General features: G+C 39.1%; 22 protein-coding genes. 6 read left to right on the top strand and 16 right to left on the bottom strand.

Annotation, left to right across the window (positions count from 1 at the left end; translation table 11 throughout):
• The first annotated feature begins 5 nt into the window (after positions 1-5).
• The 4 genes from cxpE (at position 6) to ABLB96_RS16315 (ending at position 6,537) form a co-directional block, all read left to right on the top strand.
• Positions 6-1,199 (top strand): chloramphenicol efflux transporter CxpE, encoded by a 1,194-nt coding sequence (gene cxpE / locus ABLB96_RS16330; protein WP_348897734.1) that lies wholly within the window; start codon positions 6-8, stop codon positions 1,197-1,199.
• A 20-nt stretch (positions 1,200-1,219) separates the two neighbouring features.
• A complete protein-coding gene (hda, locus tag ABLB96_RS16325; protein WP_348897735.1) occupies positions 1,220-1,918 on the top strand; it encodes a DnaA regulatory inactivator Hda in 699 nt (232 codons plus the stop codon).
• Positions 1,919-2,241: 323 nt separating this feature from the next.
• The gene (gene rbtA / locus ABLB96_RS16320; RefSeq protein ID WP_348895496.1) at positions 2,242-4,095 is read left to right on the top strand and encodes a rhombotarget A; all 1,854 of its coding nucleotides are present in this window, start codon (positions 2,242-2,244) and stop codon (positions 4,093-4,095) included.
• A gap of 15 nt (positions 4,096-4,110) precedes the next feature.
• Positions 4,111-6,537: a CSLREA domain-containing protein gene (locus ABLB96_RS16315; protein WP_348895495.1), complete on the top strand. Its 2,427-nt coding sequence runs from the start codon at positions 4,111-4,113 to the stop codon at positions 6,535-6,537.
• A gap of 85 nt (positions 6,538-6,622) precedes the next feature.
• On the opposite strand, the gene ABLB96_RS16310 is transcribed toward ABLB96_RS16315, so the two are convergent.
• The 5 genes from ABLB96_RS16310 to ABLB96_RS16290 form a co-directional block, all read right to left on the bottom strand.
• On the bottom strand, positions 6,623-7,012 hold the full coding sequence (locus ABLB96_RS16310) for a DUF3106 domain-containing protein (protein WP_348895494.1): 390 nt from the start codon (positions 7,010-7,012) through the stop codon (positions 6,623-6,625).
• Entirely contained in the window at positions 7,002-7,322 is a 321-nt protein-coding gene (locus ABLB96_RS16305) for a hypothetical protein (protein ID WP_348895493.1), read from the bottom strand. The genes ABLB96_RS16310 and ABLB96_RS16305 overlap by 11 nt, the downstream gene beginning before the upstream one ends.
• On the bottom strand, positions 7,312-7,926 hold the full coding sequence (locus tag ABLB96_RS16300; RefSeq protein WP_000362312.1) for an RNA polymerase sigma factor: 615 nt from the start codon (positions 7,924-7,926) through the stop codon (positions 7,312-7,314). Before ABLB96_RS16300 ends, ABLB96_RS16305 begins: the two co-directional genes overlap by 11 nt.
• Before the next feature lie 159 nt (positions 7,927-8,085).
• Positions 8,086-8,862 carry an RNA methyltransferase gene (locus ABLB96_RS16295; RefSeq protein WP_348895492.1) on the bottom strand — a complete coding sequence of 259 codons (777 nt, stop codon included), beginning with the start codon at positions 8,860-8,862 and terminating at the stop codon, positions 8,086-8,088.
• A gap of 61 nt (positions 8,863-8,923) precedes the next feature.
• Positions 8,924-9,895, bottom strand: coding sequence for a class 1 fructose-bisphosphatase (locus tag ABLB96_RS16290; RefSeq protein WP_348895491.1), 972 nt, complete (start codon positions 9,893-9,895; stop codon positions 8,924-8,926).
• A gap of 182 nt (positions 9,896-10,077) precedes the next feature.
• Between ABLB96_RS16290 and ABLB96_RS16285 the strand changes: the two genes are divergently transcribed.
• Positions 10,078-10,266 (top strand): NF038105 family protein, encoded by a 189-nt coding sequence (locus tag ABLB96_RS16285; RefSeq protein WP_348895490.1) that lies wholly within the window; start codon positions 10,078-10,080, stop codon positions 10,264-10,266.
• Between the two features lie 59 nt (positions 10,267-10,325).
• On the opposite strand, the gene pal is transcribed toward ABLB96_RS16285, so the two are convergent.
• From pal to ABLB96_RS16230, 11 genes are all read right to left on the bottom strand, one after another.
• The gene (pal, locus tag ABLB96_RS16280; RefSeq protein ID WP_348895489.1) at positions 10,326-10,892 is read right to left on the bottom strand and encodes a peptidoglycan-associated lipoprotein Pal; all 567 of its coding nucleotides are present in this window, start codon (positions 10,890-10,892) and stop codon (positions 10,326-10,328) included.
• Between the two features lie 27 nt (positions 10,893-10,919).
• Positions 10,920-12,200, bottom strand: coding sequence for a Tol-Pal system beta propeller repeat protein TolB (gene tolB / locus ABLB96_RS16275; protein ID WP_348895503.1), 1,281 nt, complete (start codon positions 12,198-12,200; stop codon positions 10,920-10,922).
• A gap of 89 nt (positions 12,201-12,289) precedes the next feature.
• A complete protein-coding gene (gene tolA / locus ABLB96_RS16270; RefSeq protein WP_348895488.1) occupies positions 12,290-13,732 on the bottom strand; it encodes a cell envelope integrity protein TolA in 1,443 nt (480 codons plus the stop codon).
• A gap of 3 nt (positions 13,733-13,735) precedes the next feature.
• Positions 13,736-14,188 (bottom strand): protein TolR, encoded by a 453-nt coding sequence (tolR, locus tag ABLB96_RS16265; protein WP_309455971.1) that lies wholly within the window; start codon positions 14,186-14,188, stop codon positions 13,736-13,738.
• Positions 14,188-14,886: a protein TolQ gene (gene tolQ / locus ABLB96_RS16260; protein ID WP_348895487.1), complete on the bottom strand. Its 699-nt coding sequence runs from the start codon at positions 14,884-14,886 to the stop codon at positions 14,188-14,190. The genes tolR and tolQ overlap by 1 nt, the downstream gene beginning before the upstream one ends.
• Before the next feature lie 23 nt (positions 14,887-14,909).
• Positions 14,910-15,317: a tol-pal system-associated acyl-CoA thioesterase gene (ybgC, locus tag ABLB96_RS16255; protein WP_004699892.1), complete on the bottom strand. Its 408-nt coding sequence runs from the start codon at positions 15,315-15,317 to the stop codon at positions 14,910-14,912.
• Between the two features lie 210 nt (positions 15,318-15,527).
• The gene (locus tag ABLB96_RS16250; protein WP_348895486.1) at positions 15,528-16,862 is read right to left on the bottom strand and encodes a M20 family metallopeptidase; all 1,335 of its coding nucleotides are present in this window, start codon (positions 16,860-16,862) and stop codon (positions 15,528-15,530) included.
• A 205-nt stretch (positions 16,863-17,067) separates the two neighbouring features.
• Positions 17,068-18,072: a Holliday junction branch migration DNA helicase RuvB gene (gene ruvB, locus ABLB96_RS16245; protein ID WP_348895485.1), complete on the bottom strand. Its 1,005-nt coding sequence runs from the start codon at positions 18,070-18,072 to the stop codon at positions 17,068-17,070.
• 8 nt (positions 18,073-18,080) lie between these two features.
• Positions 18,081-18,680: a Holliday junction branch migration protein RuvA gene (gene ruvA / locus ABLB96_RS16240; protein WP_032053016.1), complete on the bottom strand. Its 600-nt coding sequence runs from the start codon at positions 18,678-18,680 to the stop codon at positions 18,081-18,083.
• A gap of 8 nt (positions 18,681-18,688) precedes the next feature.
• A complete protein-coding gene (locus ABLB96_RS16235; RefSeq protein WP_348895484.1) occupies positions 18,689-19,357 on the bottom strand; it encodes a hypothetical protein in 669 nt (222 codons plus the stop codon).
• Positions 19,357-20,697: a deoxyguanosinetriphosphate triphosphohydrolase gene (locus ABLB96_RS16230; protein ID WP_348895482.1), complete on the bottom strand. Its 1,341-nt coding sequence runs from the start codon at positions 20,695-20,697 to the stop codon at positions 19,357-19,359. Before ABLB96_RS16230 ends, ABLB96_RS16235 begins: the two co-directional genes overlap by 1 nt.
• 309 nt (positions 20,698-21,006) lie before the next feature.
• Between ABLB96_RS16230 and purL the strand changes: the two genes are divergently transcribed.
• The gene (gene purL / locus ABLB96_RS16225; protein WP_348895480.1) at positions 21,007-24,840 is read left to right on the top strand and encodes a phosphoribosylformylglycinamidine synthase; all 3,834 of its coding nucleotides are present in this window, start codon (positions 21,007-21,009) and stop codon (positions 24,838-24,840) included.
• Positions 24,841-24,870 lie beyond the last annotated feature (30 nt).

Below are 24,870 nucleotides of genomic sequence, written 5' to 3'. Positions count from 1 at the left end.
ATTTTATGCAAGATCGTATACTGCGCCGTATTTTCTTACTCGCAGGTATTGTATTGCTGGTATGGGTATTATACTTGCTCAAGCCTGTGGTCATTCCATTCCTTGGTGCTTTTTTCCTGGCTTATTTATTTAGTCCACTCGTTGAAGTTCTGGTAAAAATGAGACTGCCGCGTTGGTTAGCAATTGGCATTGTTTTTATCGGGATCGGTGTGACTTTAACCGTTGCATTATGGTATTTGGTGCCGCTTATCTGGAAACAACTCGTTTACGCTCGAGATAGTATTCCGGCTGGAATTCATTGGATTAATGGCGAATTATTACCATGGGTTTCTTCGACATTTCATGTCCAGCAGATGGAAATTGATACTGATCAAATGTCCAAAGCGGTTATGGATTATGTTCAGACAAATTATAGTGCCGATAGTATTCAAGCTGTCTTATTAAAGCTTGCGCAATCAGGTCTGAACTTTATTCAGATCGGTGGGACAATTGTTTTAATTCCAATTATTGCTTTTTATTTCTTATTAGATTGGGAGCGTATGTTAGAAAACTTACGTCGTCTCATTCCAAGACCATATGAAGCAAATACATTACAAATCGTTCGTGAATGCCATAGTGTTTTAGGTGCATTCGTCAAAGGTCAATTCCTTGTTATGCTTTTACTCGGTGTGGTTTATGCCGTAGGACTACAATTAATTGGACTAGAGGTTGGACTGATTATTGGTATGGTAGCTGGTCTTGCCAGTATCATCCCTTATCTAGGATTTGCGGTAGGGATTATTGCAGCGATTATTGCAAGCTTATTTCAGTTCGGAATGGACTGGATGCATTTATTACTGGTCGGTGTAGTATTTATGATTGGCCAAGCGGTAGAGGGTTATATTCTACAGCCATTTCTACTCGGCGATAAAATTGGTCTTTCACCAGTTGCAGTAGTATTTGCGGTGTTGGCAGGTGCACAACTTGCTGGTTTTTTAGGAATGCTCATTGCATTACCTGTAGCAGCTGTGATTGTAGTGCTCTTAAAACATTTAAGAGAAAACTATGAAAGGAGCTCATTATATGCTCCATCTTCTACATTAGTGATCCAAGACGGCAATATTGAGCAACTTCATGTAGAAACTGAAGATACTAAACTTGATCTTGAAGTTAAAAAACAGCAAGATACAGGTATCCCGAATCGTTCAGATCAGAAATAATTTCAAGGCCAATTCATTATATGCGTCAACTCCAACTGGATATAGAACCTCAACTTGATGCCCGAATCAGTGATTTTTCGGGACCAGGTTGGGGGCATGTAGTCGATGCAGTGCGTCAACTACATGCGGGTCTGGTAAATAGGTTTTATATCTATGGTGGAGCTGGAACAGGGAAGAGTCATTTGCTTTCGGCAATTTGTGACTCTTATTTGGAAGTTGGTAAGTCTGCAATTAAAGTTTCACTACTTGAGCTTCTTGATGCACCCATTGAGGCAATTACTTGCCTAGAACATTATGATCTTGTTGCTTTAGATGATATTGAATCAATTAGTGGTGTGCCTCACTGGCAAAAAGCCGTTTTTCATTTAATGAATAACCATGAAGGGCAACTCGTGTTTTCTTCACGCGTTGCACCGATTGAATTAAAACTGGAATTGCCAGATTTACAATCCCGTCTCACACAAGCGGTGAGTGTAAAAGTGCCAAGTGGAAGTTTATATGCTGATCGATATGCTTTGGTGACTTCTGTAATGAGTAGACGTGGTATTCATTTTGATCAGCAGATTGTAGATTATTTACTTTTACATGGGCCTCATCAAGCTTCTGTCTTATTGCAGACTGTGGCTCAATTAGAGAAACTTCTTAAAGGTGAGAAGACTAAACTTTCAAACGCAACTTTAAGACAAATCTATGCCTTAATTGATGAATATCAACATTAAAATTTCTTAAACTTTTAGTTTTAATTTATTGGTCTAAGTTAGACACTTTATTATAAAAAATATTGAAAATTAAATATTTATACTTTTAATCTTAAAAGGCTTATCTCTCATTTTCTCATCATTAAATTTTCTATATATCTATAGATATTTAATTGTTCAAATGTTTACAAACTCACCCACTCAAAATGACGCTATAGACCGATCAAAACATCTTGAGAAATTCTGTTTCCTGTGACAAAGTACGCACAAAGGATGCGTTTGCAAAAGTAAAAAATTTGCAATATTGACAAAGAAAAATGAAAAAAATAGGTAAGGAGAAGGGTATGCTCAAACGGAGCATTGCTTTTGCATTATTGGCTGCTGCTGGGCACGCTTATTCTGCTGATATTCAGGTCACGAGCTTAGCTGATGAAGATAAAGATGATACGGTATGTACGCTCAGGGAAGCAGTACAGTTTCTGAATTATCGTGGTTCATCAAATGCTGCTGATGTAGAAAAATATGCAAATGGTTATCATGGCTGTGGAAATAAAGATGCTTCATCAAATATTATTTTGCAGCGTGATCAAGAATATACATTAAATAGCAAAATAACGATTACTGCTCCTCTTACTATTAGTACCGCAAAAAATGATTCTACTATAGTTGATACTGATCAGCCTGGTTCTCATAACGCGACAATCAAAATGGTGGGTACAGATCAGCTCTTTAAAATTGATGATGGGAGTGTTGAAAAACCATCCTTTGCTGTGACCTTGAGTGACCTTAATCTACAAGGTGCAGGTTCAAACTCTAATGTGTTAACAGGTGGCTTAATTTTAAACCATGAAAAACTCACGATTCAGAACTCGCGATTGATCGGCGGTTATGCAAATCAGGGTGGGGCAATTTACAATCAGGGACTTTTATCTAAAACGGGGCAAACTGCTGGTTTTGTAAATATTATAAATAGCTTGATTCAAAATAATAAAGCTACCCAAGGCGGTGTGATTTATAGTGAGCAGCCTTTATATCTCGTGACGCAATCTGTAGTACGCGATAATGAAGTTTCCTCGGCAGATGGTGCGCTATTTTATGGTGCAACAAAATTTGATGATGAAAGTACTGGTGGCTACTTAAGTATACGTGCCATAGGTTTTAGTAACAGTACATTCTTCCATAACAAGATAGGCTTTATTGCAAACATTAAAGATGGGATGTTTGTTAATAATATTACAATGGTTAAAAATGCAGCCGGATTATTCCTTGATGCTCCTCAAGGAAATGCTTCTATTTCTAACAGTATTTTAGTTGGTAATACTGTTAACTGTACTGCCAATACAAATGATCAAACCATTGTACAAAGTAATTTGGTGACCGCTGACTGTAATCGAAATGCTTCTGTAAAACTTCCTAATATCCTCCTTCCTGCTAATGAAAAGTTAATTGCTGGTGATAGCGATGAAGGCGTATGTGATGTAACCGCAAAAGATGGCTTGTTATGTCCATTTAATACGCCAAAAGATAGCTTCTTAGGTTTCTTTAAGCCTCGGTTACTTGAGAGCTACAACACTTTAGCGGATTCTTTAATTATTAATAAAGGCCGTCTATATAGTGATGGTTCTTCAATTGGTTTGGCAAGTTGTGAAAGACTTGACCAGCGTGGAAAAAACCGTAGTGGTTATGATGAGCTGTGCGACTTGGGCGCAATTGAATATATTTTAAATAATGAAATTGCGACTGTTGGACAGGATATTAAATATGGACAGGTAGCAAAATTTAATATTTTGAACTCCTTAAGTGAAGCAGACTTGGTTACCCCAGCCACATGTAAGCGTTTATTTGGTGACCGTCCAGATGGCAAAGATTGGCAACCTGGCTGTTTGAAAATTAAGCAAAGTACAGATACGCCAATTTCTAAAGGTAGTGTAACCATAGATCAAAACGGAAATGTTGTTTACACACCAAATGGAAACTGGCATGGCGCAGATATATTTAGTATTCAAGTTGTTACGAGTGTATCTAGATTCAATGATGGTACCGATTTCCAATATGTATCGATTCCGGCAACTGTAGTCCAAGAGCCTTTATCTGGTATCGAAGATAAGTCTGTGAGTACAGGTGGTGGGGGAAGTGTAGGTGGCGGTTTAATTTTAGGGCTATTTGGATTAATTGCCTTACGCCGTTTCAAGTCATAATCAGGGATGAGGACGATGAAAAACTATAAAAAAGCAGTATTAGCACTCACTGTACTCGCGGCTATGCCTCTTTTTGCCGATACAGCTAATCAAAGAATTGAAGTTACAACTTTTGCGGATGAAGATGGCGAAAATCCAAATGCTTGCTCGTTAAGAGAAGCGATAAAAGTTGCTGAGACACGAAGATCTGATTATGGATGTACAGTTTATAACACGTCTAAAAGTCAGGTCATTCAACTCAAAGCAGGAACTTATACATTAAATAAAGAGTTGGTTCCAAATGCGGATATCGCAATTTATGGAGCTGGTGAAAAGGATCAAGATAAAAACTGGTCAGAGAAAAGTGTTTTAACCAATGATTATCCAGCACTGCAGCCTTTACAGACTAGAATTAATGCTGGTGGTAAATCACGTATATTCAATACAGCAATAAATAAACAACCCTTATTTATTCAAAACGTTATTTTGGAAAATGGGGTAGCACCAGATTTCGGAGGTGCTATTTATGCTGGAGGCAATGTTACATTACTTAATACTCAAATATTGAACTCACAAGCTCAGAAAGGAGGTGCTATTTTTCTGGGTGGTGATAATGTCAATTTGTCAGCAACTCACTCTTTGATTCAAGGTAATACTGCAACTGCCGGAAGTGTGCTTTCAATGAGCTGTTGGAATGGTACAGCTTATGCAAAACGGGAAGTAACATTTACCTCTTCTAGTATTATGAATAATGGCTCAAATAGTTCTAATAATACTTTTGAGTTCTGCGGGGAGCCGAAAGCAACATTTACAATTAATACCATTGCCCAAAATATTGCGAACACTGTAAATGGCAGTATTTTGAAATTTACTGGTGATGCTACCCCTAACGGTACTCCTAATCCTTCAACGATACTTAGCGCTAATAGTAGTTTATCTTTAAAAAATAATACGATTGTTGAAAACAATGCCTATAGCACCTTTTTATATGATACGTTAGGCAGTAAAGAGTTAAGATTTAATTTAATTGGTTTTAATTTAGGAACTTATGCGTGTCATTATTTTATAGGGCCTGCGACTGATTTAAAAAATGCTGGTTTCATTCTCTCTTTCAACGCATTAAATTTGACGAATGATACTGAAAAATGTGACCTACCAACAGAAGCACTTACATCTACACATCGAACTGTTGATATAGCAGGTCAATCTCTTGACTCATTACTCGAACCTTTACATGCAGCTGGACCTGAAACTGGATTTTTACCAATTTACTATCCTAAAAATAATGTAAGTGGTAAGAGCTTAGTAGACGTAGATCCAGAAGCTAAAGATTCATGTACTTCTATTGACCAAAGAGGTCTATCGCGACTTGCTGATAGCAAACTCTATTATCAGCCAAATAGCCGCAATAGTTGTGATATTGGTTCAATTGAATTAATGAAACTTACCGCTGGTGATCTAAAAGGCTTAGGTAATACGTCTCTTACAGATCTGCTTGCGAAATATCAGTCTCAATATGATACTGTTCAGAAGAATATGTTGAATCCAGATTATGCATATTTATTAAATGTGCTAAAAATTGATTCTGCGAATTATAAAAATCTTCTTGATCAAACCAAAGCAAATGCAAAATATCGAGCGATCTATATTGATTTAAAAGCAAGCGGTTTACCTTTACCAAATGAAGATAGTAATCACTCTTTAAAGTTCTTTAATACAACTGACTATAATATTAATCTTGAAACTGTCGGGACAGGGTTAATCGACGATAAAGTTACGAATATCAAAAAAGATGATGGACTTTTCTGTGAATGGAATGATGCTTTACAGCAAATTGTATTCTATCGTTCAGATGACATCATTACCCAAGCGGGTGATTACAACTACTGTAAATATACTATTAGTAGTAAAGATGGCTCTACGCAATCATCTGGGTTGTTAGAAGCTCGATTTGATAACATTCCACCAGTAGCTGGTGATGCAACGGTAACGTTTAAATATCTAGCAAATGAAGTCATTCCTTTAAATGTATTACAGTATGCGAATGATGATGGCGATGGTCCGACAAGTACACTTAAGACAAAACCTAATAAACCTAAATTTTGGGTAAATGATCAGGGTGTGGAGTTACCGATTTATATACCAAGTAAAACTTCTAAGGATGGTATTTTCAAAGTAGTTAAAGCAGATCGCGAAGGTCCATGTCCTAAAGATGATAGTGGTAATATCTGCTATGGTGGCAACATCTATATTCAAGCAAGTAATGTATTCAATACATTCAATGATACTTTGACTTATTACGTTTATGATGCTGATGGAACAATTTCATCTAAGGCTGGAACGATTAATTTAGCCAGTACCGCAACCACAACGGATGATTCACGAAGTGGTGGGGGAAGTATTGGGTTATTTTCTATTGCTTCACTGCTTGGTTTAATTGCTTATAGACGTTATCGTAAATAAGCAGACATAAAAAAGCCTCCTATCGGAGGCTTTTTTATTCATTATAAGTTTTTTTAAATACACATATTTTTCATTAAAAAATGAATTAGTGCTCTAGATATTTATTGATATATTCTTCACGTATAGCCGTTTTTTCATCTGCACTGGCTTTTAGCATGCGTTGACGTAAGTCATTACGTTCTTGTGTACTCATTTTTTGCCAAGCTTCACGCATTTTTTGCTTTTCTGCATCTGGAAGTTGGTTGAACCAATCCATGCGTTGCTGCAAGTTAGCACTTTGGTTTGCGGGTAGCTCTTTTAAGCTTTGATAGCGTTTAATTACAGCGCGTTGCTCTTCTTCAGACATAGCATTCCAAGTATCGTCTACTTGCGTATTGGCATCTTTAGAAAAAATCCAGAAACGTTCAAAACCTGCAAAACTTGTTTGCAAGAAACTTAATGAACAAAGGATAAGTGCTAACTTTTTAGCTACCATGTTGAACTTTATCCTCACCCAACACCATCAGCATTTCTAAATCTTCAACCATTTGTGGTGATAATTTAGGATTAACAATTACTTGATTTTGTGGCTTCTCAATCATCTCTGCCGAGTTGGGTAAAATGACAAAGCCGGTAATCGCTGCAGCAAGTGCAAAACCAGTCATTTTCCAGACACTATAATAAGAGGCTGGTTTTTGCTGGATACGGTCAAGCACATGATTCATTACCACTGTTTTATTTTTATGGTGATGAGCCAAACTATCGAGTTTAGACGTCACCTTTTTAGTGAAATCATCATGATTCATTAGAACCTCCCATGGGATTTAAATGTGCTAAGTACTCTCTAAGTCCCTGAATTGCTCGATGATAATGGGTTTTCACACTACCTTCAGTGCAGTTCATAATTTGTGCCGTAGTATGGGTATCAAACCCCTCCCAAGCACGTAACATGAAAGCTTGTTGTTGACGAACAGGTAGTTTTGCAATCGCTTCCTGAATCTCTTCTATCGTTACTGCTTGATCTAGAAAATCTGCTGGATTGATTGCTTTTTCATCGACAATATCAATGATTTCTTCATCATCATTGTCTAGACTAACTTTTTTGAAGAATGAAAATGGATTTGCACGACGGGCTTCTTTGCGTCGCCAGTCCTGAAGTTTGTTATTGAGAATCGTATAAAACAACGGATACCATTCTTCAGTACTTCGATCGGCGTAAGACTTGTGTAAAGCAATAAATGCTTCTTGAACCAAGTCCATGGCAATGCCTTGTTGACCTTGGGTAGCACTTTCCATCATCACTAAAGCACGACCAGTAACATCTTGCATGAAAACCTTTAGGCGTTGTTCAGCCGTGCTGGCATGAGCACTAGATGCTTCCGATCGAGACTTTTTCGGTGCTAAATCCATGGAGATGGAAAATCCTGTCATTGGACGTACCCACCTTATCTTCAATATATCTCTTATATAACGTTGAAAAGAGGTGGGAGGTTGACAACAATCGGCTATTTTTTAGTAGTGTAAATGATTTTTTTCACAAATATGAGCGATGTAAAATAAATTAACGTTTTATTGGCGTTGGCGAACCATTTCAAAAAAGCAAACAGATCCGGCAATTGCTACATTTAATGACTCTTGACCACCTGGTTGAGGAATTGTCACTGACTGTGCATGCGCTAAAGCATAGTCACTTGCACCTTGTCCTTCGTTACCTAAAATCCAGACACATGGCTTTGAAAGATCTTTTGAATAAAGACTAGTTGAGCGATGAGAGCTGGTTACAAAAACAGGAATATCAAATTTAGGGAGGATGTCGGTCAGTTGGAAGTTTTCAAAACAAGATAGGCTAAAATGAGCGCCCATACCAGCTCTTAAAACTCGTGGAGACCAGAGTGAGGCAGAACCTTGTGTACAAATAATTTGCTTAATATTTGCTGCTGCTGCTGAACGTAATAGGGTTCCTACGTTACCCGGATCTTGTACATTTTCTAAGATTAAAGTATCTAAGCTATAATCAATTGTGGCAGCGGTCTTAGGCAAATCAATAATTGCCAAGCAAGGTAGGGTATTACCTAAGGTACTTAAGTCTTTGTATAGAACTTCACTAATAATAAAAACATGACCCTGATGGAGTTCGATTATTTTTTTTAAATCGTCATGTTCTAATGCTTGTTCGGTTGTAAACAAAGAAAAGAGTTTTTTCTGCTGTTGTAACCATGCTAAACAAAGGTGGGTGCCTTCAAGAACTGTTTGTTGATGCTTTTTTCGGGCGCTATTGAGTTCAATTAAACCACGCAAATGTTTAATTTTTGCATTGTCTTTTGATTCTAAAAAAATAACCGCCATAAGGATAATGTCCAAAAGGGCACCATCATACTATCTATGATGCCCTCTGTAATTTAAATTATTAATGATAGTTCGTTACGCGTTCAACTTCATTCTTAGAACCGATAATTACAGGAACACGTTGGTGAAGTTCTGTAGGTTCAATCTCTAGAATGCGTACACGGCCAGTAGTTGATGCACCGCCAGCTTGTTCAATGAGCATACTCATTGGGTTAGCTTCATACATTAAACGTAAACGACCAGCTTTTTTCGGGTCTTTTAAGTCATAAGGGTAAAGGAAAATACCACCACGGCATAAAATACGGTGAATATCACCCACCATACATGCAACCCAACGCATATTGAAATCTTTTTCACGTACAGAGGTTTTACCTGCAAGCAACTCTTCAATATATTGCTTTACTGGTTGTTCCCAATGGCGCTGATTAGATGCATTAATCGCAAATTCTTGAGTATCTGCTGAAACTTGAATGTTATTGGCAGTTAGTAAGAAGGTTTGAGTTACTGGATCTAAAGTGAAGAATGCCACACCATTTCCAACAGTTAAAGCCATCATTGTTGAAGGGCCATATAGAACATAACCCGCAGCAACTTGTTGAGTGCCTGCTTGCATGAAATCTTCTGCTTGTGTGACTGCATTTTTTGCAGGAAGAATAGAGAAGATTGTTCCTACGCACATGTTGATATCAATGTTACTTGAACCATCTAATGGGTCGAATAGAACCAAATATTCGCCGTTTTCTTGCGCTGGTGTGAAATCATCAAGTTCTTCAGATGCAAGGCCACCTACATGAGGGTGAACTTTTAGTGCATCGATTAAATAATCATTAGAAATCACATCAAGTTTTTTCTGTGTTTCACCTTGAACATTTTCGTTGCCTGCGCTACCCAAAATTCCAGCCAATGCACCTTTTTGCAGGGCTTGATCAATGGTTTTACAAGTCGTGGCAATTGTGTCGATGACTTGAGCCAACTCAGGTGTAAGGTTCCCTTTTTCTTGTTGTAAAAACTGGGACAATGTGAGGTTGGACATAAAACAAAGCTCCTGTGCGCAAGCATCAAAATGAGTCAAATAAATACGTGGCATATTCTAGATGAGAATGCCGGAAAATAAAAATTATCTTACTTTATTTGTGTTGCATTTCTGCTTACAAGCCCCACTTTACATGGTATGTTGTTTGCATAGCAAAGGAATGTATATTTAGGAGAATCGAAATGACAACTAAGAAGTTTGATGCGACCCCCACGGCAGGCGAACCAATCAATTTAGAAAAAATTTCGAAAGAGAATATTCAGGAAGCTTGGAAAGATTATGAGGCAAAGCCTGAATATAAAGCTTTTAATAAGCATGATTTGATTGAGTCAATGCAGCATTCAGAAGAAGATGAAAACAAATCTTCTTAAATAAAAAGTAGTTAAAATAAACGCCCAACTGTATGGGCGTTTATTTTTTTAAGCCTGTTTTATTTTAATAGAGGGGGAACTGCCTCATAGTTAATTTCAACGCGGCGGTTTTCTTTCCAAGCTGATTCGTCATGACCCGGGTTAACTGGAGATTCTTTACCATAGCTTACAGCTTCAAGTTGCTGTGGGTTTACACCACTTGTAATGAGATAACTTTGAACTGCTTTCGCACGACGTTCACCTAAAGCCATGTTGTACTCACGTGTACCACGTTCATCTGTGTGGCCAGTTAATGCAACTTTTGAATTTGCATTTGCCATAAGGAACTGAGCATGTGCCTGAAGAGTTTGATAGTCTTCATTAGATAAATCACTGCTGTCATAGTTAAAATGAACAACACGTTTAGCTAAAGCTGCTTTATTTGCTTCCGTTACACCTTTTGATGAAGCACCTGCCAAATTTTGGGCATTTAATGCAGCATCTTCACTTAAGCCTGTTGTATTTACTGTGCTCGGATTTGTTGTAGTACCAGCAGTTGCTGTTGTTGCTGGCTTACGGCTGGCACAGCCTGTCATAACAAGCGCTACACTCAGTAGAGGAAAAGCCAAATATTTGATTGATTTCATCATCATCTCCATCAATGGAATAAAAAGTTATTTAGGCGCCCAGGCTGGTTCACGTACTTCACCTTGTTCACTTGGTAAATTCATACGGAAACGACCATCAGTGGACATGATAGACAGTAAACCACGGTTCCCTTCACGAGTTGCATAGACCACCATTTGTCCATTCGGGGAGAAGCTTGGTGATTCATCTAAACTGGTTGGAGTAAGAATATTGATAATGCCTGTACTGAAATCTTGAATAGCAACTTTATAATCACTACCACTTGGTCGATGCACAAGTGCGATTTTTTTACCGTCGGCACTTAAAGTACCACGAGCATTAAATGACCCTTTAAATGTTAAGCGTTTTACAGAACCATCCCCAAAATCATAGCGATAAATTTGAGGGGAACCGCCACGATCAGAGGTGAAAATAAAAGCTTTTCCATCTGGCGTGTAACGTGCTTCGGTATCAATTCCCGAGTCATTTGTCATACGTTTGACTTGGCGAGTTGATAAATCCATTTGATAAATTTCAGGGTTACCATTCATCGATGCTGTAAACAGCATTGATTTGCCATCTGGTGAAAAGCTTGGTGCACCATTTAAGCCTTTAAAGCTGGTGAGTACTTCGCGTGTTCCGGTAGAAAGATCTTGTAAATAAATTGCTGGTCGCTTGGTTTCAAAAGAAACATAAGCAATTTTTTTAGCATCAGGAGTCCATGCCGGAGAAAGAATCGGGTCGCGTGAAGCGAGAACAGTTTTTGGCTGTTCACCGTCGGTATCGGCAATTTGTAATGTGTAACGTTCTGCTGGGGTTGCCGCGTTACGTAATACATAAGCAATACGACCGCTAAAGTCGCCCGGAATCCCTGTGAGTGCCTGATAAATAGCATCACTTATTATATGACCTGCTTGACGTATGCGTGACGCAGGAACATTTAATAACTCATTAAGAAGATATTGTTGTTTTTGTACATCATAAAGCTGGTAATGAATTTCAAAACCATCAGCTGTTTGCTTGATTTGTCCAGTCACTACATAAGGAATACCAGCAGCTTGCCAATCGGATGCTTGAATTTGGTTAATCGCAGCATTGGCAGGTAGGTTTTTAGATGAACTTGTGAAACGACCTGAACGATTTAAGTCATTTTCAACAATAGGATAAAGTCCATTGTCGTTATTAAAAGGAACAATAGCGATTTTAGGCGCTTGATCAGGTGCTTTTGCAATTTCTAAGTGTAATTGAGCAAAGGCAGTTGTAGGCACAAGGGGACTTAATGCTGTAAGTAGCGCTAAGGATAGAAGGTGTTTGCGGCTCGTTTTCATAGATTTAAAGTCATTGAAGGCATTTTGTGACTGTGGATTTTGTAACATAGTTACATGCCTTAAACTATTTAAAGCATGTAACAATATAATTATTTAGCAGTAAATGTTGAGCTGAAAGATCTAGCCTCACGACGCGCATCTGGATCAGATGGCATTGGGTAAGGTGCAGCAGAACGAATAGCTGCCTCAACACTAGCTTTGACATCTGGGTTGCTAGAGCTAACAATAACAGATAATACAGCTCCACTATCACTGAGTGTCACACGGGCAGTTGCTTTTTGACCCGATGTTCCAGCTGGAATATCCCAAGCATTTCTAATTTTCTGCTCGAAATCACGTTTTGCTGAAGATGCAATTTTTTTGGCTTCTCCTTTTTTCTGAGCAGCTTCTTCCTGAGCTTTTTTAGCAGATGCAGCTTTTTGTTCTGCCTCAGCTTCAGCTTTACGTCTAGCATCCTCAGCTGCTTTTTGCTGTTTAGCTTTTGCGTCAGCATCAGCCTTGTGTTTAGCATCTTCAGCAGCTTTCTGCTTTTTAGCTTTTGCATCAGCCTCAGCTTTACGCTTAGCATCCTCAGCTGCTTTTTGATGTTTGGCTTTCGCATCAGCTTCAGCTTTATGCTTGGCATCTTCAGCAGCTTTTTGCTGCTTGGCTTTCGCATCAGCTTCAGCTTTACGTTTAGCATCTTCAGCAGCTTTACGAGCTTCACTTTTTTCCTGTTTAACCTTCGCATCAGCCTCAGCTTTACGTTTAGCATCCTCAGCAGCTTTACGGGCTTCATTTTTTTCGTGTTTAGCCTTTGCATCAGCTTCTGCTTTGCGTTTAGCATCCTCAGCAGCTTTACGGGCTTCATTTTTTTCATGTTTAGCTTTCGCATCAGCTTCAGCTTTACGTTTAGCTTCTTGCTGTGCTTGAAGTTTAGCATTTTCAGCTTCACGTTTCAGTTTTGCATCAGTCTCAGCTTTACGTTTAGCAGCTTCTTCAGCTTTACGAGCTTCATTTTGTTCATGTTTAGTTTTTGCCTCAGCTTCAGCTTTACGCTTTTGTTCAGCTTCGACTTTTGCAGCTTTTGCTTCAGCTTGACGCTTAGCTTCAGCTTGCTGTTTTTGAACTTCCTCTAAACGTTGCTGCTCTGCAGCTTGCTTCGCTTTAGCGGCTTCTTCAGCTTTGCGTTTTTCCTCAGCTAATTTTGCTTGCTGCGCCTGCTCAGTTTTTTGCTTTGGAGCAACAAGCTGTTGCGCTGTTGGAAGAGAAGGAGGTATTGCAGGAAGATTTTGCGGAAGAGTTTTATCTACAATTGGACTTAAAACTTCTTCAGCCTGATTTTCTGCTGTAGTTTGTTGCTCAACTTCTTTGGCTAAAGGTGGTGGCAAATCTTCTGGCTTAACTAAAATAGTAGTCAGCTTTTTTGGCTGTTCAGGTGGTTTACTCAAGCCTAAAAAAAGCAAGCCAACAATGGCAATTGCATGAACTCCAAGTGTGAAGCCCAATGCAATTGCATTTTGTTTAAAGGGAGGCTTTTGATTTTTGTTCATAGCTTATTTTAAAGGCTCTGTCAGAAGGCCAACTTGAGTTAAACCTGCTTCTTGTAAACTTGCCATCAATGACACGACTTCACCGTAAGGACGAGACTTATCACCGTTCACTAAAACTGTAAGTTGTTTCTTTTCCTGCTCAGCTTGTTTTTGAGCTTCACTCAAAACTGATTCAAGTTTTTCACGAGAAAGTGGCTCGTTGTCTTTGTAGTCTTGATATTGAAGATAAATATTGCCATCTTTACCAATCGTTACCATGGCTGGCATATCTTTAGATTCAATTGGACGATTATTTGCCTGAGGTAAATCGACTTTAATACCGCTGGTAATCATGGGAGCAGTCACCATGAAAATAACCAAAAGTACCAGCATTACATCGATATAAGGCACGACGTTCATGTCACTTTTTAATGGTTTTTTTATGCGCTCAAAGCGCCCTGAACGTTGAATGGCCATTATACATCTTCCTGTGATGAACCCACAGATTGACGTTGCAATAAAGCAATCATCTCTTCGGCAAATAATGCACGATCAGAGTAGACGCTTTCACCTTTAGCCGTAAAGTGGTTAAAAGCTAATACAGCGGGAATGGCAGCAAATAAACCAATTGCGGTCGCAATAAGTGCTTCGGCAATACCCGGTGCAACTGTAGCTAAAGTCACTTGGTCAACGGCAGCCAAACCGATAAAGGCATTCATGATTCCCCAAACTGTACCGAATAAACCGATGTATGGAGCAACAGAACCGATACTTGCTAGAGTACCTAAGCCGTATTCAAGAGTACTCTGATCACGACTTAAACCTACGCGTAAAATACGCTCAGTGCCTTCAATGGTTTGAGAGGTAGATGCGTTACGCTTTTTAAGTTTAAAAAACTCACTCAGTCCTTGATAAAAAATATCTTCAAGGCCTGATCGTTTTGAGTTGAGTTGTGCGTTGTTATAGAGCGTATTGAGTTCAGCACCAGACCAGAACATTTTTTGGAAATGTTCATCACCTTGACGTGCTTTTTTATAACCCATATGTAACTTGGCAATCAAATACCAACTAAAAATTGATGCTAACAATAAAATTAGCATGACCAATTGGACGACTGGACTTGCTTGTAAGATAAGGTCAGAAATATGCAGGGTTGATTCAATGTTTGTTGCCATAGTTACATATGCCGGTTGCTTTTTTAGTCTTGTTCCAATTCTTTACGAATAAGATCACGTATTTCTTCTGGAAGACGACGAGCTACAAGTTCTTTACTTAAACATGCCAATTCAACCTCGCCAGAAGCAAGCAAGATTTCACCACGATAAATATTTTGTTGCAACACAAATGACGCAGCTTTACATGAAACTACACGTGCTGTAACAGTAATTAAGTCATCCATTAAGATAGGACGCATGTATTTTACGTCAATTTTGTGAACAACAAAGTTGTAGTCTTTTTGATGCCAGTAATGATCAACGCCAGAAGCACGGAGCCATTCTGTACGGGTACGTTCCATGTAGCGAATGTGGTTGGCATGGTAAACAATACCACCTGCGTCCGTATCTTCGATATAAACACGAATATTGAATTCAAAATGATTCGCCATGAGAGTATTCCGTTTAGTTCACTATAGAGCTTTGTATTCAAAATATGACTGCTGAAAAAAACATCAGTTCTAATCAAGGTCATACATCTGCTTTTAAATACGGGGCAGTTTAGCAGATTGCATACTAAGTCCTATGGCACAACCTTTCAATTGCGATTGCTGTATTTATAATCTAAAAACGGTACATCTTATGGCTAGCATGCTTTTAACTTAAGAGGGCTTCCATGAAGCCTGCACTTGTTTTGATATATTCGGATAATCTAATACGAATCTTACATGCAGTTCGGTTCCTGTTTTTAAGGCCTTGTCATCTACAATAAAATAAGGACTATGATTTGGTGCGGCCAGACTTAAGTCCTGATTTTCTGGTGTTGCACCTAAGAAAACAAAGAATGAGGGCATTAATTTGCCATAGTAGGCAAAATCTTCACTTGCGCTTGCATTATGATCTAAAACATGAAGTTTTGAGTCTCCCACAGCCTTGGCTAATGTTGGCTGAATAAGCTGAGTCAATGCCTTATCATTCATAGTGACTGGCGCATAAGGCGCAATTTCAACTTTAGCAGTCACATCATTGGCTTGAGCGTTATGTTCTATCATGATTGGTAAACTTTTTAAGATATTCGCTCTTATCTGTTCGTTATTAGAGCGGATAGTCCCGACCAGGTTAACCTGTTCAGGAATCACATTGCCTGCTGCACCACCTTGAATATTGCCAATACTGACTACGCCCATACCTTGCGTGAGGTCAGTTCTTCGGCTAATCAGGCTTTGTAGATTATTAATCATTTGTGCAGAAGCATAAATTGGATCTCTGCCTAACCAAGGGGTAGAGCCATGAACTTGTTTGCCGTTGACCTGAATACGTAAATGGTCTGCACTATTTAAAATGGCACCATCTTTATAATAAAGATGACCACTTTGCATACCAGCTATAACATGTATTCCAAAAATGGCTTCAGGTTTATAGTCTTTAAAGGCTCCATCTGCGATCATTTTGCGTGAACCGATTTGATCACCTTGTGTGAAATTGTCTACATCAGCTCCGCCTTCTTCTGCAGGTTGGAAAACAAAAACAACTGTACCTGCTATTTTATCTTTATTGGCAGCTAGAATTTTTGCTGCACCTAATAGCATTGCAGTATGTGCATCATGCCCACAAGCATGCATGACATAAGTTTCTTTACCTTGATAAATTGCTTTTTGTTTACTCGCAAACGAAACACCACTTTTTTCTTCCATAGGTAGCGCATCCATATCGGCTCTAAGTGCAATAATAGGGCGGGGTTTATTACCTTTTAAGATGCCAATAACTCCTGTTTTTGCATAACCTGTTTTGACTTGAATGCCATAAGACTTTAATTCTTTTTGAACCAGTGCAGAGGTTTTAAATTCCATATTGCCAAGTTCTGGGTTCTCATGAATGTGTTGTCTTAGTTGAATGATCTGATTTTCATTTTGTTGTGCAGCATCGTTTACCCAATCTGCTAGAGTCAATTGACTCACTAGAGCAAGTGGGAATAATAAAGCGGCTTTCTTATACATGTCCTTATCCTAAAAAATATTATTGTTTATAAGATTTAATATCTAGATTTCTTATAATTCAGTTTTTAAAAATATTAAAAAATCAATAAGGTATAAAGAAAGACTTAAAAGGTATGGAGTGGTTAATTTATTGATAAGACAGTTATTATTTAAATTAAAAAGAACAGATAAATTAAAAAAGGAAGAGAAAATTCTCTTCCTTTGGCTAGTTTTTAGGCTCAGGTGGTGTCATTCCAAACTGTAAATAAGATTGATTGGTTGCTATACGTCCTCGTGCAGTACGCATGACATAACCTTGTTGAATTAAATAAGGTTCAATCACGTCTTCAAGTGTGCCACTATCTTCAGCCATAGCTGCAGCAAGCGCTTCAACTCCAGCAGGCCCGCCATCAAAACGCTCGAGTAACATACTCAAATAACGGCGGTCTAAAGTGTCTAGGCCTGCTTTATCAACATTGAGCATATCAAGAGCACGTTGTGCCATGTCATGGTTAACTTCACCTGTACCTTTTACTTGTGCATAGTCACGAACACGGCGTAATAAACGATTGGCAATACGTGGTGTGCCACGTGCACGGCGTGCAACTTCCTCGGCACCCTCAACTGTAATTGGCACATCCATAAGGTTTGCAGAGCGCGACACGATATGTGTTAAATCTTCTACAGAGTAAAACTCAAGACGTTGCACAATACCAAAACGGTCGCGTAGAGGTGAGGTGAGTAAGCCTGCACGTGTGGTCGCAGCGACTAATGTAAAAGGGGGTAAATCTAATTTAATTGAACGGGCAGCAGGTCCTTCACCAATCATGATATCTAACTGGTAATCTTCCATTGCGGGATACAGAATTTCTTCAATCACGGGGGAAAGGCGATGAATTTCATCAATAAATAAAACATCACCTTCTTCAAGGTTAGTCAGCATTGCCGCCAAATCACCCGCGCGCTCCAAAACAGGCCCTGAAGTTGATTTGAGGTTACCACCCATTTCACGTGCAATGATATTAGCAAGTGTGGTTTTACCTAAACCTGGTGGACCAAAAATCAGTGTGTGATCGAGTGCTTCACCACGACCGCGAGCAGCGCCAATGAAGATTTCCATTTGCTCGCGTACCACTGGCTGCCCAATATAATCGGCAAGCGAAGTTGGTCGGATAGCCCGATCAAAATGATCTTCAGGTTTTTCTGTTCCACTGATTAGACGGTCTTGCATAGGTGTGTTTACTTCATCATTGATTTAAGAGCAGCACGAATAATATCGGCTGATTCAGTGTAATCGGCTTTAACCGCAGCAACAGCTTTTTGTGCTTCAAGTGGCTTATAACCTAAAGACTGTAATGCTGCTTCTGCTTCTGCAACAGGGGAGTTTGCAGCAAATTGAATTTGAGGCATGGTCGCCGCAGTAGAAGTGCCTTGAGCCAAGGTTTTAAAACGATCACGAAGTTCAATCATTAAACGTTCAGCTGTTTTTTTACCAACGCCCGGAACTTTGACCAAAGTGTTTACATCGTCGTGTTCAATTGTATGTACCAATAATTCGACACTTAATGTAGACAAGATACCCAGTGCCATTTTAGGGCCTACACCATTTACTTTTAATAAAGTACGGAAAATAGTTTTCTCTTGAGCATCGCTAAAACCGTAAAGCTGCTGAGCGTCTTCACGAACAACTAAATGCGTCCATAGCGTGACTTTCTGGCCTTTTTGTAATTGGCAAAATGTTGAAAGTGGTGTATCAATTTCATAGCCCACACCATTTACATTCAGTAAGACAGTAGGGGCTTCTAGGGCAAACACTTCGCCAATTAAACATCCGATCATTGAATCTTTCACTTATTTGTTAATGGTTGAATAGTAGATGCCATTTGTTCTAAACGCAAAATGGCTTTTAAAATTTCTTTTCGATTTCGTGTGGATTTTATCCATGCAGGTAGACGTGAAAAATAACTGCTATTACCAGTCTGTTTAGTCCTTTCTCTTAAATTAGCCTCAACGAATATTTTTAGTTCTTTTAAATGTGTAGGGTTATAAACGTATATGTCTCCATGCCTAATTGAAGTTTTCAAATAAAGTTCAAGACCATAGTTTGTATAACCATATTTCTGGTCTAAAACAAAAGCTATATTATATTTTTCAAATTTTGAAAAATTTTGGCATAGATGACATTTAGCTTGAATATATGGAGGATATGTTCCTGAATTATTCAGCTTTTGATTTGCTTTGACCCATGACCCACCACAACTTTGGCAACGCTGGTAAGCTGTGGCATAAAAACGACCATTGTGACGACTCGATATTGAACTATCTTCAGCTTTAATCTGATAACAACAATCTAGACAACTAAAAGAAAAAGTTCCTTGATAAGGCGCATTTACTGGTGACAAAGGACTGTCATATTTTAAGATACTCAGATGAGAACATTTAGGGCATTTTACCCACTGATCTGAATACATAAAAGATGATGGATAAAGCCCTCTATCAACATGTCGACTTATCATTAAAACAGACCTATTTTATTACCTTGTAGCTCTTGCGCCAAGCTATAAGCCTGATGATCTGAAAACTTACTAATAATATCGAGTACCTGCATGATATTGCTGTAGTGATTATTACTAAAGCGGGCACCGTACAAATGAAGGATCGACATTAAACGTTGTTCTTTAAAGCTCAAAGATTTATGTGGCATTGTTAAGGGTACAAATGCATCTAGTATTGTTTGCAAACTTTGGTGAGCAATAATTTCTAAACCAGACTTTTGCGGGTGTTCAAAGATTTTTTCACGCGCTAGGTTTTTTGCTGTTTCAATACCTTTAGCAATATCAGGTGAGCAGTATTGTAAAAGGCTACCTTGGAGCTGACCTGTAATAATTTCATACTGATGCTTGGCGAAAGCGGTAGTGACTTCATCGACTAGGCGTTTCATGACACGGCCACGTAATGCAGAAATTTTTTGTTGCCATGTACTGCTGGGCTGTGACAACTCTTCTGGCTGACCATAATCTGCAATTAAATTGAGAAAAATTGGTTCAACTTCTTGGTAGTTCAGCATATTTAGAATAATGCCGTCTTCTAAATCAATTAAGGCGTAGCAAATATCGTCTGCGGCTTCTAAAAGATAGGTGAGTGGGTGGCGACAATAGTGATATTCACCTAATTGAATGAGTCCAAGCTGTTCTGCTATTTGCTTTAAAATTTCTTTTTCAGACTGATAACAACCAAATTTAGCCCGTTCATGGGATGGGCGATCACCTTGAGAAGCTATTGTTTTTGAGAGCCAAGGATATTTTAAATATGCGCCTAGGGTCGCGTAAGTTAAGCGCATACCACCATCGTCTGGGTGATAGTCAATACGTGTTAAAAGGCGTAATCCTTGAGCATTACCTTCAAACTGGCGGACATCGGCTTCTTCTTCGGGAGTTAATTTTTTTAGAAAATCATTATGTGAGGCATCGTCAAACCATTCACGAATCGCATATTCACCTGCATGCCCAAAAGGTGGGTTACCAATGTCATGTGCAAGACAGGCCGCTTGAATAATTGCGCCAACATCGGCAGGAGAAATCCAGACGGGCAATTCATCTTTAATTTTTTCGGCTGCAAGCATACCCATTGAACGACCAATACAGGAAACTTCAAGCGAGTGTGTTAAGCGGGTATGGATGCCGTCATGCTGTGCTAAAGGGTGCACTTGTGTTTTACGGTTTAACTGACGAAAACTTTGCGAAAATATAATGCGATCATAATCTTTATGAAATGGGCTACGAGCCAACTCTGTACTACTTTTTTTGCTACCTAAACGAACTGCAGAAAGCAGTTCTAACCAACGCATTTGTTCCATTTATCATTATTCAAAACTATAAAGCCTGATCATGCCAAAAAAAACTTAAAAGCACTAGCGTGGTGCGACATAGTTTGTCTTGGTTCAGGTTTTATTATGTTATTGAATAAACATGAAACAATTTATTTTTACCTATATTAGTTAAAAAAATGATTTTGAACAAAAAACTAGTCAGTTCTTGCAGAATTAGGTTACAGAATACTGATTCTACATCTAGCTGATTTTAGCAAGACACAGTAGAATATGCGCTCTCTCTAAAGTCACATTGCGGTAAGGTTCACAAGACCTGCCCGTGGAGCCAAAATCAACATGTTTATCGTGGCCGGTGCAGCAGCACATTCTTCTTTTAAGAAAGCTCAACTATTAACACGTTTATCGTCAATTAGTTCTGTTCAATCTTTTGACAGCCAATGGGTCTATTTGTTTGATCAAGCGCTCAACGAGCAGCAACATCAATCTGCTTTGCAATTATTAAATGACGGTGAGTCTTTTGAACTTCGTCAACCTGCAAGTGATGAGATTCAGATTTTAGTAACGCCACGTGTGGGTACTATTTCACCTTGGTCTTCTAAAGCAACTGATATCTTCAAGAACTGTAATACGCCAGTTCACCGTTTAGAACGCGGTCTTTTATTTACGTTAAAAGGTGTTTCTGAACTATCTAATGAAGTAAAACAAGTATTGCATGACCGTATGACTGAAAATGTTTTTGCACAAATTGATGATGCAAAAGCACTATTTTCAGAAACAGCTCCAAAGCCATTAAATTCAATTGATATTTTAGGCCAAGGTAAAGAAGCTTTAGTAAAAGCCAACAATGAATTTGGTTTCGCTTTATCTGAACAAGAAATTGATTATTTAACAGAAGCGTTCACTCGACTTGGCCGTAATCCAAATGACATCGAGTTAATGATGTTTGCACAAGCAAACTCTGAACACTGTCGTCATAAAATCTTTGGTTCTGAATGGACAATTGATGGTGAAAAACAACCATTATCATTGTTCCAAATGATTAAAAATACTTATAAAGAATCACCAACTGATGTGTTATCAGCATATAAAGATAATGCCTCTGTAATCGTTGGTTATGACACGATGCGTTTTTATCCAAAAGCAGATGAAAACGGTCACTTTGTTTATAAATATAAGAGCCAAGCTGCTCATATTTTAATGAAGGTTGAAACTCACAACCACCCAACAGCAATTTCTCCATTTGCTGGTGCTGCTACTGGTTCAGGCGGTGAAATCCGTGATGAAGGTGCTACAGGTCGTGGTGGTAAACCAAAAGCTGGTTTAACAGGCTTTACAGTTTCTAACTTAAATATTCCTGGTTTTGAACAACCTTGGGAAGAAAACTACGGTAAACCTTCACGTATGGCATCGCCATTACAAATTATGATTGAAGGCCCATTAGGTGGCGCGGCATTTAACAATGAATTTGGCCGTCCTGCGTTAAATGGTTATTTCCGTACTTTTGAACAGAATGTAAATGGTGAAGTGAAGGGCTTCCATAAGCCAATCATGATCGCTGGTGGTTACGGCAACATTCGTCCTGACCATGTAGAAAAAGATGCGATTCAACCAGGTGACTTACTCATTGTATTGGGTGGTCCTGCAATGTTAATTGGTCTTGGTGGTGGTGCGGCGTCTTCAGTAGACAGCGGTACAATGGGTGAAAGCCTTGACTTTGCTTCTGTACAACGCGAAAACCCAGAAATGGAGCGCCGTTGTCAAGAAGTGATCGATACATGCTGGCGCTTAGAAGACTTCAACCCAATCGTTTCTGTACATGATGTGGGTGCGGGTGGTTTATCAAATGCGATGCCTGAACTTGTAAATGACCACGAATTAGGTGCAGTTCTTAATCTTCGTAAGATTCCTTCATTAGAGCCGGGCATGAGCCCAATGGAAATCTGGTCAAATGAAGCACAAGAGCGTTATGTTCTTGCAATTCGCCCAGAGTCTTTAGAGCAGTTCGAAGCAATCTGTGCGCGTGAACGTTGTCCGTTTGCTGTGTTGGGTGAAGCTACTGAAGCTCGTCATTTAACTGTTGAAGATCCATTGTTCGAAAACAATGCAGTTGATATCCCAATGCAAGTGATGCTTGGTGGTACACCGCGTATGCAACGTTCTTACGAAACAATTGAGCGTAAAGGTAACGACTTTGATGCTTCAAAAGTTGATTTGAAAGATGCGATTTTCCGCGTATTGAAAAATCCTACAGTTGCGTCTAAATCATTCTTAATCACTATTGGTGACCGTTCTATTACAGGTATGGTTGCGCGTGATCAAATGGTTGGTCGTTGGCAGATCCCTGTTGCAGATGCAGCAGTAACGACTACAAGCTTACAAGGTTTCACTGGTGAAGCAATGGCAATGGGTGAACGTCCACCAGTTGCATTGTTAAATCCGGCAGCGTCTGCTCGTTTGGCAGTTGCTGAAGCAATTACCAACATTGCATGTGCAAACATTGAACAAATTAGCGATATCAAACTTTCTGCAAACTGGATGGCTGCTGCTGGTCAAAAAGGTGAAGATCAAGCGTTGTTTGAAGGTGTGAAAGCGATTGGTATGGAAATGTGTCCTGCTTTAGGAATTGCGATTCCTGTAGGTAAAGACTCACTTTCAATGCGTACCACTTGGAACGATAATGGCGAAGATAAAGCTGTAACATCTCCAATGACTGGTGTAATTACTGCATTTGCTCCAGTTACTGATGTTCGTAAGACTTTAACACCTGAACTTAAGAATTTAGAAGATTCAGTACTTGTACGTATTGATTTATCTAAAGGCCAGTTCCGTTTAGGTGGTTCGATTCTTGCTCAAGTATATAAAGCAATTGGTTCAATCACTCCAGATGTTGATAGTTTTGATGATTTCAAAGCGTTCTTTGCTTTAATTCAAGACTGGAATAACCGTGGCTTAATCCAAGCTTACCATGACATCGGTGATGGCGGTTTACTCGCTACTGTAGCTGAAATGATGTTTGCTTCACGTTTAGGTGTGGCATTAGAAAACCAAACTACTGCTGGCTTATTTGCAGAAGAAATTGGTGCGGTTGTTCAAATCAAATCAGCTGATTGGGAAGCTTTACAAGCAGAAGTTACAGCTTCTAGCTTAAAAGATGCAATTGCTGTAGTTGGCCGTGTAAACAATACAGATCAATTATCTGTAAACGGCTTAACTTTAGATCGTGCTGAATTACAACAAGCTTGGTCGGAAGTATCTCATCAGATCCAACGTTTACGCGATAACGTTGAAACTGCTGACCAAGAATTCGCTTTAATTATAGATAAATCACATCAAGGTTTAATTGCAAAACCTACATTTGATTTAAATGAACCTATTGAAGCGCCGTTTATCAATAGTCGTCGTCCTAATATGGCAATCTTGCGTGAGCAAGGTGTAAATGGTCATATTGAAATGGCAGCAGCTTTTGACAAAGTTGGCTTCAATACGATTGACGTACACATGAGCGATTTACTTGCTGGTCGTGTAAGCTTAAGTGATTTTGAAGGCTTAGTGACTTGTGGCGGTTTCTCTTACGGTGACGTAATGGGTGCGGGCGGTGGCTGGGCAAAATCAGTTCTGTTCAATACAAAACTACGTGATCAGTTTGAGCAATTCTTCCAGCGTGAAGGTACATTTAGTTTAGGTATCTGTAATGGTTGCCAAATGTTGTCACAATTAGCGCCGCTGATTCCGGGTGCTGAACACTGGCCACGTTTCCACCGTAATATGTCAGAAGTTTTTGAAGCACGTAGCGTAAACGTTCGTGTTGAAAAATCTGTTTCTGTATTACTTGATGGTATGGAAGGTTCGATTTTACCGATTGCTGTAGCACATGGTGAAGGCCGTGTGGTTGCAAGCGAAGCTAATATTGCAAGCTTGAATGCAGCTAACCAAGTTGCATTGCGTTATGTTGATAGCCACGGTAACCCGACTCAACATTATCCATTGAACCCGAACGGTTCGCCGGAAGCGATTACTGGTGTAACGTCTAAAGATGGTCGTGCAACGATTATGATGCCACACCCAGAGCGTACTTTCCGTGCAATTCAGCACTCTTGGAGTCCAGAAGAGTGGACTGAAGATGGTGCATGGTTACGTATGTTCCGTAATGCACGTAAGTTTATTGGTTAATATAAAAATTGAAATAAGCCACCGTAAGGT

It is taken from the genome of Acinetobacter sp. XH1741, assembly GCF_041021895.1.
In the GTDB taxonomy this organism is placed as follows: Bacteria; Pseudomonadota; Gammaproteobacteria; order Pseudomonadales; family Moraxellaceae; genus Acinetobacter.
The sequence above is the reverse complement of the archived record's forward strand: the minus strand, read 5'-3'. Positions and strand labels throughout refer to the sequence as shown.

Bases quoted from the DNA above. Each gene is read 5' to 3' on its own strand.
- ABLB96_RS16250 (WP_348895486.1), bottom strand. From the start codon at position 16,862: ATGTATAAGAAAGCCGCTTTATTATTCCCACTTGCTCTAGTGAGTCAA.
- ABLB96_RS16295 (WP_348895492.1), bottom strand. From the start codon at position 8,862: ATGGCGGTTATTTTTTTAGAATCAAAAGACAATGCAAAAATTAAACAT.
- tolB (WP_348895503.1), bottom strand. From the start codon at position 12,200: ATGAAAACGAGCCGCAAACACCTTCTATCCTTAGCGCTACTTACAGCA.
- ABLB96_RS16230 (WP_348895482.1), bottom strand. From the start codon at position 20,697: ATGGAACAAATGCGTTGGTTAGAACTGCTTTCTGCAGTTCGTTTAGGT.
- purL (WP_348895480.1), top strand. From the start codon at position 21,007: ATGTTTATCGTGGCCGGTGCAGCAGCACATTCTTCTTTTAAGAAAGCT.
- ybgC (WP_004699892.1), bottom strand. From the start codon at position 15,317: ATGGCGAATCATTTTGAATTCAATATTCGTGTTTATATCGAAGATACG.
- ABLB96_RS16235 (WP_348895484.1), bottom strand. From the start codon at position 19,357: ATGATAAGTCGACATGTTGATAGAGGGCTTTATCCATCATCTTTTATG.
- ABLB96_RS16310 (WP_348895494.1), bottom strand. From the start codon at position 7,012: ATGGTAGCTAAAAAGTTAGCACTTATCCTTTGTTCATTAAGTTTCTTG.
- tolR (WP_309455971.1), bottom strand. From the start codon at position 14,188: ATGGCCATTCAACGTTCAGGGCGCTTTGAGCGCATAAAAAAACCATTA.
- ruvB (WP_348895485.1), bottom strand. From the start codon at position 18,072: ATGCAAGACCGTCTAATCAGTGGAACAGAAAAACCTGAAGATCATTTT.
- rbtA (WP_348895496.1), top strand. From the start codon at position 2,242: ATGCTCAAACGGAGCATTGCTTTTGCATTATTGGCTGCTGCTGGGCAC.
- pal (WP_348895489.1), bottom strand. From the start codon at position 10,892: ATGAAATCAATCAAATATTTGGCTTTTCCTCTACTGAGTGTAGCGCTT.
- cxpE (WP_348897734.1), top strand. From the start codon at position 6: ATGCAAGATCGTATACTGCGCCGTATTTTCTTACTCGCAGGTATTGTA.
- ruvA (WP_032053016.1), bottom strand. From the start codon at position 18,680: ATGATCGGATGTTTAATTGGCGAAGTGTTTGCCCTAGAAGCCCCTACT.
- ABLB96_RS16285 (WP_348895490.1), top strand. From the start codon at position 10,078: ATGACAACTAAGAAGTTTGATGCGACCCCCACGGCAGGCGAACCAATC.
- hda (WP_348897735.1), top strand. From the start codon at position 1,220: ATGCGTCAACTCCAACTGGATATAGAACCTCAACTTGATGCCCGAATC.
- tolQ (WP_348895487.1), bottom strand. From the start codon at position 14,886: ATGGCAACAAACATTGAATCAACCCTGCATATTTCTGACCTTATCTTA.
- ABLB96_RS16315 (WP_348895495.1), top strand. From the start codon at position 4,111: ATGAAAAACTATAAAAAAGCAGTATTAGCACTCACTGTACTCGCGGCT.
- ABLB96_RS16305 (WP_348895493.1), bottom strand. From the start codon at position 7,322: ATGAATCATGATGATTTCACTAAAAAGGTGACGTCTAAACTCGATAGT.
- tolA (WP_348895488.1), bottom strand. From the start codon at position 13,732: ATGAACAAAAATCAAAAGCCTCCCTTTAAACAAAATGCAATTGCATTG.
- ABLB96_RS16290 (WP_348895491.1), bottom strand. From the start codon at position 9,895: ATGTCCAACCTCACATTGTCCCAGTTTTTACAACAAGAAAAAGGGAAC.
- ABLB96_RS16300 (WP_000362312.1), bottom strand. From the start codon at position 7,926: ATGGATTTAGCACCGAAAAAGTCTCGATCGGAAGCATCTAGTGCTCAT.